The organism is Flavobacterium sp., assembly GCF_043756175.1.
Taxonomy (GTDB): Bacteria; Bacteroidota; Bacteroidia; order Flavobacteriales; family Flavobacteriaceae; genus Flavobacterium.
This window is the reverse complement of the sequence record NZ_JAYURN010000086.1, coordinates 1-13,296: the sequence shown is the minus strand read 5'-3', so window position 1 is coordinate 13,296 and position 13,296 is coordinate 1. Positions and strand designations below refer to the sequence as shown.

Here is a 13,296-nt window from a genome sequence, read left to right as displayed (position 1 = left end):
TCAACTACCTAATAATCTATTATTTATTTCGTTTCAACGGTATAAACTAACAGCTCATCTATTTTATTTAATAAAACTTATTTTTTTAATATTTATTTTTTAGTATTGCTATATTATTAATTAAAAAACTAATTAAACCAAACAAATTATGAAAAAACTGTTTTTAACTTCCGCGGTAGCCTTACTTCTATTTTCTTGTCAAAATGACAACAATGTTGATGAAAATCAATCAAAAACAAGTTCATTAAATATTTCTGCTCAAAGAGGTTGTGCTTCGCAAGAAGTCTTAGAAAGACAACTTAAAGAAAATCCAAATTTAGCATCTAAAATGTCTGAAATTGAAAGATTTACAGAAAATGCATTAGCTACAGGAAGACTTGTAAATGGAAAAATAGAAATTCCAGTTGTAGTAAATGTTCTGTATAGAACAACTGCCGAAAATATTTCATTAACATTAATTCAATCTCAAATTGATGTTCTAAATAAAGATTTTAATGCTGCGAATGCAGATTACAATCAAGTTCCAGCTTTATTTTCTGGAGTAAAAGCCAATGTAGGTATGACTTTTGTATTAGATCAAGTAATTAGAAAATCGACTACAAAATCATCTTGGGGAACTAGAGATGCTATGAAAAAATCTAAACAAGGCGGCTTGGACCCTACATCTCCTACAACAAAATTAAACTTATGGTCTTGTACTATTGGTGGTGGTATTTTAGGATATGCACAATTTCCTGGTGGTTCATCTGCAACTGATGGTGTTGTAATAGATGCTAATTATATTGGAGTTACAAGTTCTAGTTCATCTTCTTATCCTTATAATTTAGGAAGAACTGCTTCTCACGAAGTAGGACATTGGATGAACTTACGTCACATTTGGGGAGATGCCACTTGTGGTTCTGATTTAGTTTCAGACACACCTGTTCATAATACAGCCAATTACGGAGTTCCTGCATATCCTCATTATAGCACTTGCTCAGGTACACCTGTTGAAATGACAATGAACTATATGGATTATACGGACGATAGAGGAATGTATATGTTCTCATTAGGACAAAAATCTAGAATGGATGCAATATTTGCTGTTGGAGGCGTTAGAGCTTCTTTCAGATTGTAATATCTTTCTTAAACATAAATTAAAAACTCGCTCTTGTAGCGAGTTTTTTTATTTTAAAAATGTATTGATATCAAAAAGTTAAGAAAAATTTTTTTTTTTAAGAATAACATAAAGAGTTGAACTAAATTTTATCAAATACTCAAAAAAAGCTAACTATTTTTAAATAATATTTTTTAACATTAAAAAATCTTTAAACATCTTGTTTTCCTAGATATTCCAAGGTTATTAACATTTTAAAAACTATTTTTTTATAAGTTTTTTGTAATTGTTTTGTATTTTTTTTTAATAAAAATTTTGTAAATCATATAATTATTTATAGTATTGCCAAACAATTGAATGAAAAACTAACAAATTACTAATTAAACCAACCAAATTATGAAAAAATTATTATTGACTGCTTCGGTAGTTTTCTTTATGTTTTCTTGTCAAAAAGATGACAACAATGTAACAGATGTTCAACCAGCTACTAATTCATCTGCACATAGAGGTTGTGTTTCTCATGAAATACTAGAGCGTCAACTTCAAGAAAATCCTGCTTTAGCTTCAAGAATGGCTGAAATCGAAAGATTTACAGAAAACGCAATGTCAACTGGAAGAATTGTGAATGGAAAAATTCAAATTCCGGTTGTATTTAATGTATTGTATCGTACAACAGCAGAAAATGTTTCTTTAGCGCAACTTCAATCACAAATTGATGTTTTAAACAAAGATTTTAATGCTTTAAATTCAGATTATAATACATCTAACAATCCATACTCATCAGTAAGAGCAAATGTAGGAATCTCTTTTGTACTTGACCAAGTGATTAGAAAATCAACTACAAAAACATCTTGGGGAACTAATGATGCGATGAAAAAAACTACTTCTGGTGGTTTAAATCCAACTTCTCCTACTACAAAACTTAACTTTTGGGTTTGTACTATTGGTGGAGGAATTTTAGGATATGCACAATTTCCTGGAGGTTCTTCAACCACTGATGGAGTTGTTTGCGATGGTAAATACACTGGTGTAACAAGTTCTTCTTCATCTGCCTATCCTTTCAACTTAGGAAGAACAGCGACTCACGAAGTAGGTCACTGGATGAACTTGCGTCACATTTGGGGAGATGCAACTTGTGGATCTGATTTAGTTTCTGATACACCAACTCACAATGATGCTAATGGCGGAGTTCCTGCTGTTGGTCATAGAAGTACTTGTTCAGGTACGCCATTAGAAATGTACATGAACTATATGGACTATACAGATGATAGAGGAATGTATATGTTCTCACTAGGTCAAAAATCAAGAATGGATGCAATATTTGTTTCTGGAGGTTCTAGAGCTTCTTTCAGATTGTAATATCTTTCTTAAATAATATTGAAACTCGCTCTTGTAGCGAGTTTTTTTATTATATTCGTTCCTCAATTTAAATGAAATGACTTCAAAAAATATCGCAAACGGAATTATAAAAGCATTGGCAATCATTGTTGGAATTGTTGTGCTATTATTTTTTTTATATGAAATTCAATCGGTTATTATATATTTGATAATTTCACTAATATTGACCTTAATTACAAGTCCATTTGTAGTTTTTTTAAAAAGAAGATTAAAATTTTCTAACACAATTGCAGTTGTATTTACCATGTTTATATTGGTTTTAACTTTTGTGGGATTAATTATGATGTTTGTACCACTTATATTATCCCAAAGTGAAAATTTATCTTTACTAGACACTAAATCAATTGAAAACAGCGCAACCGAATTGGCTAATCAATTTAAAGTTTACCTGACAAATCATCATATTAATGCTGGGAATTTGCTAAATGTTTCTAATTTAACATCTAAAATAAATTTTAATTTTATACCTACGATTCTAAATTCTATTTTAGGCACAATAAGCAGTTTCGGTATGGGATTAGCTTCCGTTTTATTTATCACTTTTTTCTTTTTGAAGGACAAATTAATGTTTACAAATGGTATGAAAATAATTTTACCTGACAATCACGAAGAACAAATCCTGAATTCATTTACCAAAACAAATGAAATGCTTAGTCGTTATTTTATTGGATTGCTCATTCAATTATCGATTGTTTTTATTTTATACTTAATTGTGCTACTCATTTTTGGGGTGGAAAATGCTTTTGTCATTGCTTTTTTATGTGCTTTACTAAATATCGTTCCCTATGTTGGGCCTTTAATAGGTTCTGTATTAGCCGCAATATTAACGATGATTAGTAATTTAGGAGGTGATTTTCAGCATGACATTTTACCTACAACTTTATATGTTATGATTGGTTTTTGGATTGTTCAACTAATTGACAATAATATTTCTCAACCCATTATTTTTTCAAAAAGTGTCAATTCTCACCCACTCGAAATATTTTTAGTAACCTTAATTAGTGGATTTCTTTTTGGAATAACAGGAATGATTATTGCCATTCCTTTTTATACAATGCTAAAGGTGATTGCTAAAGAATTTTTCCCTGAGAATAAAATTGTACAACTCATTACAAAGAATATATAATGATTTCTCCATTATTATCGGTTGCTGTACAAGATTTTATCTCTCAAAATATTGAAGCTAATATCTCGAAATTGGCTTTGCAAAAAAATCCTTTTCCCGAAATTCCTTGGGTTGAAATACTAACACAAATTTCGGCAAAAAGTAAAGCTAAAGAAAAGTTACCAACTTGGTATGCTCATGAAAATATTGTTTATCCAAGTAAAATATCGATAGAACAAACTTCTTCAGAGAAAACTGCTTTATACAAATCTAATCTCGTTTCAGGCAAACATTTAATCGATTTAACTGGTGGATTTGGTATTGATGATTATTATTTTTCGAAGAAAATAAATCAAGTTTATCATTGTGAATTAAATCGTGAATTATCCGAAATTGTTCGACATAATTTTGAAATATTAAATCAGAAAAACATTACTTGTATACAAGGAGATAGTTTTGAAACATTAAAAAAACTAAATCATAAATTCGACTGGATTTACTTAGATCCGTCTCGGAGAAGTGATACAAAAGGCAAGGTATTTATGCTTAAAGATTGCTTACCCAATGTCCCAGAACTTTTAGAAGACTATTTCCAGTTTTCTGATAAAATACTTATAAAAACTGCGCCAATACTAGATATTACTTCAGGTTTGAATGAATTGAAAAACGTAAAAACCATACATATTATCGCTGTAAATAACGAAGTGAAGGAATTATTATGGGAAATAGAGAAAGATTATGAAAATACAACTGAAATAAAAACCATTAATTTCAACAAAGAAAAAGAAGAAAAGTTTGATTTCATTTTGAATAAAGAAATAGAAAAAAATATTTATACATTAACAAAAAAATACATTTACGAGCCCAATGCTGCGATTCTGAAGTCTGGAGCTTTCGAATTGATTGCAAATCATTTTAAACTCGAAAAACTACACCAGCATTCTCATTTATATACATCGAACGAAATAATAGATTTTCCTGGAAGAGTATTTAAAATTGAAAATTGTTTTGAATATAATAAAAGTGAAATGAAAGAATTTTTGCAAAATACCAAAGCAAATATTACCATACGTAACTTTCCAGAAACTGTCGAAAACATTAGAAAAAAATGGAAAATAAGTGATGGCGGAAATACCTATACTTTTTTTACAACGGATGCAAATAATCATAAAATTGTTTTAATTTGCGCCAAAATTTAAACCCAATGAGAATTCCTATAATTGTCTTATTTTTCTTATTTCAAACTGTATTATTTGCACAAAAACCATGTGAATTAAGCGTAAATGTAACTGATTCTATTGGCACATTAAAAGAAACTAAAAGCTGTTTGGTGTACGAAAAGGTTTTTGGGAATTCAGCACAACTAGTTTTTTTATCCTTAATTTCAGAGAATGGAACACCAATACTAAATTTGCAGATTATACAAAAAAGTACCGATTTTATAACACCAAAATGTATAGATAAAAACTCTAAAATTTATTTTCAGTTGGCTAACGGGAAAATTTACACCTTAATAAATGCTGGCGAAAGCGAATGTGATAATTTAATTTATAATGCGCAAGAGAAATTAAATAATCGCTTCCTAAACGCTCATTTTCTGTTTATAAAAGACAATTTAGACGATTTAAAAAAATACCCAATAATCACAATGCGAATAAAACTTGCTTCCGAAACCAAAGATTATATTTTACTAAAAGAGCTTCGTGGCGAAAAAATAATAGGTATTTTTGAACCAGAAAATTTCTTTATAGATAATTTTTCATGTATTGAATAGTTATACGCAATATTAAAAAGAGAAGACCTTATCATAATCAATTAAAATAAATCCAATGGAAAACAATCAAGAAAATCATAAGATTCTTAAAAAAAAATATCTTCCAACATCTGAGTTTTATAGTCAAATCATTGACAGTTTGCAAGATTATTCAATTTTTACATTAGATAAAGAATTTAATATAAATAGTTGGAGTGCAGGTGCTACAAAAATATTTGGTTATGAAGTAGACGAAGTTATAGGAGAGTCATTCGATTTAATATTTACGGAGGAAGATTTAAAAAATGAAATTCCTAAAAGAGAAATTCAGATAGCTTTAAAAGAAGGAAGAGCAACAGATAATAGATGGCATATAACTAAAGACAAAAGCTTTTTTTTTGCTTTTGGATTGGTTTTTCCGCTCATCAGTTTAGATGGAGAGATGATAGGTTATGTTAAAATTTTACAGGACTTAACATATAAAAAACAATCCGAGGATTCCATAAAAAACTATGTTAAGGAATTGGAAGAACTTAATACACATAAAGAGAGCGTCTTGGCAATACTTTCACACGACTTAAGAAGCCCTCTTTCTGCAATTATTGGTACAGCAAAATATTTGAAAGAAAATTTTCATAAAATGAAAACGGATACTGTTCAGGAAATGCTCGAATTACTTTATAAATCATCAACTGATGAATTAGAAATGTTAGACTATCTGGTAGAATGGGCTAGAATTAAATATGCATCTGACGTGTTTTCACCAACTAAAATAAAACTAATTGAATATATTAATAAAGTTTTTGAAACTTTAAAGGAAACTGCTTCTATAAACACAATAAATCTTCATCATGAAATTGAAGAGAATACTTTTATATTTGCAGATGGTAAAATGTTAATTTCCATTATTCAGAATATCGTTTCAAATGCTATAAAACATACTGAAAAAGGAGGAATGATAACGGTTTCAGCAAAAAATTTAGAAGACAAAATTATTATTCAGGTTAAGGACACTGGAATTGGAATGTCAAAAGAAATAATGAACAAGCTTTTTACACCACAAATGAAAACTCTTTCAGAAACGAGAAAAAAGGATAAAGGTGCTGGAATTGGATTATTATTGGTAAAAGGTTTTTTAGAAAAAAATGGTGGAGAAATATGGGTAGAAAGTATTGAAGGTGAAGGTTCGTCTTTTTATTTTACTTTACCTATTGAGAAACCTTTATATAAATAGGCAATTGAGATGGAATTATATTTGATGGAAGTGAATAAAACAAAGACTTGTGGCATTTGAAATTGCTACATCATATAACAACGATTTTTAAAAAAAATGCAGTTTATGATTTAATTTATGCATTTGGCCTTATTGAATAGCTAATCGTAAACAAGATATTACTATTCACACTGCCAAGTAAAATTAGACAAATTATCTTTTCTAGAACCAATCAAATTATAATGCCACCATTCTGAATCGAAGGATTCAAAATTGTTTCGTGTCATAATTTTTTTTATTAGTCTTCTGTTTTTAAGTATTTTTTTAGGATAGTTTCTGTAATCATGACTAGATTCTATACCAAAAAAATCGAAAGTAGTTCCCATATCAAGCTCGACACCATTTTCGTCGACTAACGTAATATCTACAGCACCACCACGATTATGAATAGAACCTTTTGCAGGATTTGCTACGTAATTTGCATCGGGAATAATTGCCCACATTTTTTTCTGAACATCAAGCGGTCGGTAACAATCAAAGAGCTTTATTTTGTAACCTTTTTTCTTGAATTCATTATTGGCTTCTATCAAGAATTTTATAGTTTTTAAACGTAAAAAACAGGATTGACAATCGTAAACTTTAGTTTCTAAGAAATTATCTTCGGTAGCATATTTCATATCTAAAATAAAATCAGAACTATAATCTTTTATATTTACGAAAGTGGTATCATTAATAATTACTTGATTTTGTTGTATATTTTGTGATTTACAGGGAATTATAAAATTTATAATTAATCCGAAAATCAATATTTTTTTTATTTTCATCATTCTTTGAGTTGTTAAACAAATATAAATAAAAAAACCACCAGTTTCCCAGTGGCTTACAGCTTACTTTTTGACATATTTCTTGTACCCAAAATATCCTAATCCAGCAATCAGAGCGATTCCCCATAATTGCACAACAAATGCAATAATTGCTTCGAGCATAAACCAACCTGTTTTTAAGCTATCCCAAATTTGCAAGCCAATATTGGGACGATAAGCATTTATACTTTTTTCATTGGCAACCATTTCTTGTTTTACAGTTTCTCGTTGGTAAATTTGCAATGTTAATGTGCTAAAATTCACTTGATCTTTCAGTGATAAATTTTCGATTTTACTAGCGTCATTTTGCTCTTTTTTATCATCTAAATGATCTTCGGCATCGATAATATTATTTAATTTTTTGCCTTTGTCATCAATCGCTTTTTCAATTCTTTTTTCGGAATTATTACTTCTATTTTGAGCCATTTGGTTAGACAATATTTGCAAAGTAACATCGTCGGCTTTTATAACTCGAAAATCAAGAAAATCTATTTGTCTTGCAATTGTTTTTATAACCGTATCTAGTCGTGTGTTGGGTACACGAATGGTAATACTATTTTCGACTATGTATTTTGTCGTAACTAACGTACTATCTGGACTTACTTTAGTTTCATCTTTGTTAGAAATGTTACTTTGCAAGTTGGTATAAGTTACAAAACCACCAAATTTTGTCGTCGCATCTTCAATCGCATAAGTCGATCTGGGAACGTTTTTTACTTTAAATTTAATGTCGGCCGTTCTAACAATTTTTCTTTTAGAATTCTTGGGCTCTACTGCTGCCGATGAAGATGTTGCCACTTTTACATCGACAGTTTCTTCCATTGTTGGAGCTGCTTCTTCGGTAATTGGTGATTCTGTGGCACCATCTTTACAAGAATAGGCAATAGTTACCAGTAGTAATGCCAAACCAATTGCGGGAGTTTTTTTCATGATTTTCATATTTAATATTAATTGAGGTTACTTTTTAAAGGGAATTTCGAGGTAGTTTTCAATCAATAATTTAATATGAATTTATTTGTTAATACATAATTCTAGCTGTACTAAAAACTGTGCCAAAAACTTATATCCATTACAGTTAAAATGTTGTAATTTTGTTAAATATTTATTTCCGATTTGAGAACATCTATTTTTAAAGATTTACAGGATCCTATTTTATTTAAAAAGCAACTTTTAGCTTGGGGAAATCAGTACAGAGAAGTTATTTTTCTGGACAGTAATCATTATCCGCAAGAATATTCCAGCTATGATTGTGTTTTGGCGGTTGATGCTTTTACATCAATAAAAACTGACTATCACAATGCTTTCGAAGATTTAAAACAATACCAATCTCAAACACGAGATTGGCTTTTTGGTTATTTATCATATGATTTAAAAAACGATACCGAAGATTTGGTTTCTAAAAATTATGATGGTTTGCATTTCCCAGATTTGTTTTTCTTTCAACCTAAAAAAATATTTTTATTGAAAGGAAATCAAGTAGAAATTCAATATCTGAATATGTGTGATGATGAAGTTGAAGAGGATTTTTTTGAAATTGTCGAAAGTCAAAAGTCGAAAGTCGAATGCAAAAATAATAATAAAATCGAGCAACGAATATCTAAAGAAAACTACATAGAGAAAGTTAGTGAATTACTAACACACATCAATCGTGGAGATATTTATGAAGCTAATTTTTGTATGGAATTTTTTGCTGAAAAGGCTGATATAAATCCATTAGAAATTTATAATAAACTAAATGAAATTTCAGAACCTCCATTTTCTGTATTTTTCAAAAACAATACAAATTATTTACTTTCCGCATCTCCAGAACGTTATTTGAGAAAAGAAGGAACAAAAATAATTTCACAACCTATAAAAGGTACTTCAAAACGATTTTCTGATACTATTGAAGACGAAAAATCGAAACTAGAATTATCGCAAAACCCTAAAGAATACTCAGAAAATGTGATGATTGTCGATTTGGTTCGCAATGATTTATCACATACTGCTACAAAAGGTTCGGTTCAAGTTGCGGAATTGTGTGGTATTTATACTTTTAAACAAGTACATCACATGGTTTCGACAATTGTTTCAGAAGTTTTGCATACCACTTCTCCTATCGATATTCTAAAAACAACCTTCCCCATGGGAAGTATGACTGGCGCTCCCAAGATTTCGGCCATGAAAATTATTGAAGAATTAGAAGAAACAAAACGTGGTTTGTATAGTGGCGCCATTGGTTACTTCACTCCTACTGGCGATTTCGATTTTAATGTTGTAATTCGTAGTATTTTATACAATTCGGAAGAAAAATACGTTTCTTTTTCTGTTGGAAGTGCTATTACTGCTGGCTCAATTCCAGAAAAAGAATATGACGAATGTTTATTGAAAGCAAAAGCGATGTTGGAAGTGTTAAGTTAAATTAAATAATTACTTTTGAAAATGCTTTTAAAACTACAAAATCATCTCTCTAAAAATTTCCCTTTTCTGAAAGAGAAAAAACTTCTTTTGGCTACAAGTGGCGGAATTGACAGTATGATTATGTTGGATTTATTTCAAAAACTGAATTATACTATTGCTATTGCGCATTGTAATTTCCAATTGCGTGGTTTAGAGAGTTTTGGCGATCAGCAATTTGTTCAAAATTATGCTTCTAACAATAATATTGAAATGTTTGTAACTCTTTTCGATACTGAGAATTTTGCTAAAGATTATAAGTTATCAACTCAAATTGCCGCTCGAGAACTTCGGTACAATTGGTTTTATGAATTATTAGAAACCGAAAATTTCGATTTTATACTTACAGCTCATCATTCCGATGATAATTTAGAAACTTTTCTCATTAACTTAACTCGAGGAACAGGTTTAGATGGATTGACTGGAATTCCTGAACAAAATGAACAAATAATTAGACCTTTATTACCTTTTTCTCGTTCAGAAATAGAGGAATATGCTAAAGAAAATAGAATTCAATGGCGAGAAGATTCTAGCAATGCTTCCGATAAATATTTACGAAATAAGATTCGTCATGATTTGGTTCCCATATTAAAAGAATTAAATCCTAATTTTCTAGATTCCTTCCAGAAAACGCAAAATTACTTGCAAGAAGCTCAAATTATGGTCGAAGATGCTACGATTATGATATACCAACAAGTAGTAAAAGAAGATAATGGACTTATTTCTTTCGATTTAAAAAAACTAACTCAATTGCCCAATTACAAATCCTATTTGTACCAGTGGTTACGTGAATATGATTTTACAGCTTGGGAAGATATTTATAGTTTAGTCGAATCTCAGTCAGGAAAACAAATTTTCTCGAAAAATTATCGATTATTAAAAGACCGAGATTTTTTAATTTTAAAGGAAATAGAGGAATTAGAAAAAGATACCTATTTTATTGAAAAAGATCAAAAAGAAGTTAAAATTCCCTTAAATCTTTCTATTTGTAAAGTAACTGACATTTCTACTCCTAAAAATACAATTATATTTGTTGATGAAGACAAACTTCAATTTCCATTAACGATTAGAAAATCGAATGAAGGAGATTCTTTTTATCCGTCAGGAATGAACGGTAAAAAGAAGTTAAGTAAATACTTTAAAGATGAAAAAATGTCATTGATAGAGAAAGAAAATACTTGGCTTTTGTGTTCCAAAAATCAAATTGTTTGGATAATCGGAAAGCGTGCAGACCAACAATTTATAGCAAATAAAACAACTACAAATATTATACAATTAGAATTATTATAATGAAGAAACTAGTCGCTTTAATCCTGTTTTTTACTTTTTTAAGTACACAAGCTCAAATTATAGAACCAGTAAAATGGCAATCACGAGTTGAAAAAATATCTGACACAGAATTTAACTTAATTCTTGATGGAAAAATAGACGCTGGTTGGCATGTGTATTCGCAATTTACACCAGACGGCGGGCCGCTTCCTACAGAGTTAAAATTTGAAAAAGGAAATTACGAATTGGTCGGAAAAACCCAAGAAAGTAAAACAAAAACCGCTTTCAATGATATTTTTGAAGTAAATGAAACTTTTTTTGAGAAAAATGTGACTTTAACTCAAAAAATAAAAACTACTAATCAAGATTTAAAAAGCATCAAGCTTAATTTAGATTACCAAGTTTGTAAAGAATCATGCATTAATGCAAATAAATCATTTCAGTTTGATATTCCGAAATCATCTATTGAAGCTACAAAACCAGTAGTTGCTGACGAAAATATCGATACATCTAAAATAGAAAAAGAAGTTGTAGAAAATGATATTACAAAAGAAAACACTCCAATTACTACTTCTAAAATTGAAGATAAAAAAGATGAAAAAAGTGAAAATAATGGGATTTGGTCTATCTTCTTATTATCGATTTTAGGAGGATTATTTGCCACCATTACACCTTGTGTATTCCCTATGATTCCAATGACGGTTAGCTTTTTCTTGAAACAATCTTCAAGTAAGTCTAAAGGGAAATTTAATGCCTTTTTCTACGGATTTTGTATTGTTGCAATTTGTGTATTAATTACTATTCCGTTCCATTTGATAGAAGGAATAAATAGAGATATTTTTGCGGAAATATCCAATAACGTTTATTTGAATATTTTCTTTTTTCTAATATTTACAATATTCGCGATATCATTTTTTGGTGCTTTCGAGATTACAATTCCTAATAAATTTGCAAATAAAGTTGACAATGCTTCCAATAAAGGCGGATTAATTGGCGTCTTTTTTATGGCATTAACATTAATTATTGTTTCTTTTTCTTGTATTGGTCCGGCAATTGGTTTGGTGATGGGAACCTCATTAAATTCTGATGGAGGAGCGACAATTCTATCCATAGCAATGCTTGGTTTTGGTTTAGGATTGGCTTTACCTTTTATGTTTTTTGCACTTGCTCCTAGCCTGCTTAGTAATTTACCAAAATCTGGTGGTTGGCTAAACACTGTAAAAGTTGTTTTTGGATTTGTAGAACTCGCATTGGCAATGAAATTTATTTCTAATGCAGACATTGGTTTAGATTTACATTTACTAGAAAGAGAAGTATTTATTGCAATTTGGATAGCCATTTTTGGAGCACTTTCGTTGTATTTATTTGGAAAATTTACTTTGCCACATGATAGTCCGTTAAACCATATTTCTGTTGGCCGATTGATTCTGGCTGTTGTAACATTATCTTTTACAATTTATATGATTCCTGGACTTTGGGGAGCGCCACTAAAAATGATTTCAGCATTTCCGCCACCAAGTACTTATAGCGAAAGTCCACAAGGATTTGGAAATAATAGCGTTGCAAGCAATGCAGCACAATTACCTAAAAATGCGGTTTATGGGGTTCATAATTTAGTTTCTTTTGAAGATTATGAACATGGTCTGGCTTATGCAAAAGAAGTAAACAAACCTATTTTGATAGATTTTACAGGAAAACAATGCCAGAATTGTAGGGTTATGGAAAACAATGTTTGGTCTGACGAAACAGTTTTAAAAATTCTTAAAAATGATATTGTATTAATTTCACTTTACGGTGATGAAAGAAAAGAATTACCTGTAAATGAACAATATATTTCTAAAGAAACTGGAAACAAAATAATAACTGTAGGTCAGAAATGGAGTGAGTTTCAACGATTAAATTATGGTACAAATGCAAGACCTTATTATGTTTTGATTGGTTTAGATGAGAAAAAATTAAACGAACCTGTACCTTATACACCAAACATTCAGGAATACAAAACTTGGTTAGAAGAAGGAATTTCTAGATTTAAAAAATAATAAATTTCATAAAAAAACCTGAACAAAATAGACTGCACCCAAAATTTTGGACAAATTTATAATTAATTTTGATAATAATGAGCTCGATATTGTATTGGGCTCATTTTGTTTAAATTTGACTTTC

General features: G+C 29.7%; 11 protein-coding genes. 9 read left to right on the top strand and 2 right to left on the bottom strand.

Annotated features, from left to right (window positions below):
• Positions 1-148 precede the first annotated feature (148 nt).
• The 6 genes from ACH2BP_RS06505 (at position 149) to ACH2BP_RS06480 (ending at position 6,586) form a co-directional block, all read left to right on the top strand.
• Positions 149-1,117: a zinc metalloprotease gene (locus ACH2BP_RS06505; protein WP_395058171.1), complete on the top strand. Its 969-nt coding sequence runs from the start codon at positions 149-151 to the stop codon at positions 1,115-1,117.
• A 375-nt stretch (positions 1,118-1,492) separates the two neighbouring features.
• Entirely contained in the window at positions 1,493-2,455 is a 963-nt protein-coding gene (locus tag ACH2BP_RS06500) for a zinc metalloprotease (protein ID WP_395058169.1), read from the top strand.
• Positions 2,456-2,531: 76 nt separating this feature from the next.
• Entirely contained in the window at positions 2,532-3,620 is a 1,089-nt protein-coding gene (locus ACH2BP_RS06495; RefSeq protein WP_395058167.1) for an AI-2E family transporter, read from the top strand.
• Positions 3,620-4,798, top strand: a complete 1,179-nt coding sequence (locus ACH2BP_RS06490) for a class I SAM-dependent methyltransferase (protein WP_395058165.1) — start codon at positions 3,620-3,622, stop codon at positions 4,796-4,798. The genes ACH2BP_RS06495 and ACH2BP_RS06490 overlap by 1 nt, the downstream gene beginning before the upstream one ends.
• Before the next feature lie 5 nt (positions 4,799-4,803).
• Entirely contained in the window at positions 4,804-5,373 is a 570-nt protein-coding gene (locus ACH2BP_RS06485; RefSeq protein ID WP_395058163.1) for a hypothetical protein, read from the top strand.
• 55 nt (positions 5,374-5,428) lie between these two features.
• Complete coding sequence (locus ACH2BP_RS06480) at positions 5,429-6,586, top strand: ATP-binding protein (RefSeq protein WP_395058161.1); 1,158 nt, start codon at positions 5,429-5,431, stop codon at positions 6,584-6,586.
• A 161-nt stretch (positions 6,587-6,747) separates the two neighbouring features.
• Here the strand turns inward: ACH2BP_RS06480 and ACH2BP_RS06475 are convergent, their stop codons facing one another.
• Positions 6,748-7,389, bottom strand: coding sequence for a M15 family metallopeptidase (locus ACH2BP_RS06475; protein ID WP_395058173.1), 642 nt, complete (start codon positions 7,387-7,389; stop codon positions 6,748-6,750).
• A 63-nt stretch (positions 7,390-7,452) separates the two neighbouring features.
• The gene (locus tag ACH2BP_RS06470; protein WP_395058159.1) at positions 7,453-8,358 is read right to left on the bottom strand and encodes a DUF4349 domain-containing protein; all 906 of its coding nucleotides are present in this window, start codon (positions 8,356-8,358) and stop codon (positions 7,453-7,455) included.
• Positions 8,359-8,541: 183 nt separating this feature from the next.
• On the opposite strand from ACH2BP_RS06470, the gene ACH2BP_RS06465 reads away from it, so the two are divergent.
• From ACH2BP_RS06465 to ACH2BP_RS06455, 3 genes are read left to right on the top strand one after another with little or no spacing between them, the layout of a single operon-like run.
• The gene (locus ACH2BP_RS06465; RefSeq protein WP_395058157.1) at positions 8,542-9,828 is read left to right on the top strand and encodes an anthranilate synthase component I family protein; all 1,287 of its coding nucleotides are present in this window, start codon (positions 8,542-8,544) and stop codon (positions 9,826-9,828) included.
• A 21-nt stretch (positions 9,829-9,849) separates the two neighbouring features.
• Positions 9,850-11,154, top strand: a complete 1,305-nt coding sequence (tilS, locus tag ACH2BP_RS06460) for a tRNA lysidine(34) synthetase TilS (protein WP_395058155.1) — start codon at positions 9,850-9,852, stop codon at positions 11,152-11,154.
• Positions 11,154-13,172, top strand: a complete 2,019-nt coding sequence (locus ACH2BP_RS06455) for a thioredoxin family protein (RefSeq protein WP_395058153.1) — start codon at positions 11,154-11,156, stop codon at positions 13,170-13,172. Before tilS ends, ACH2BP_RS06455 begins: the two co-directional genes overlap by 1 nt.
• Positions 13,173-13,296: the final 124 nt, after the last annotated feature.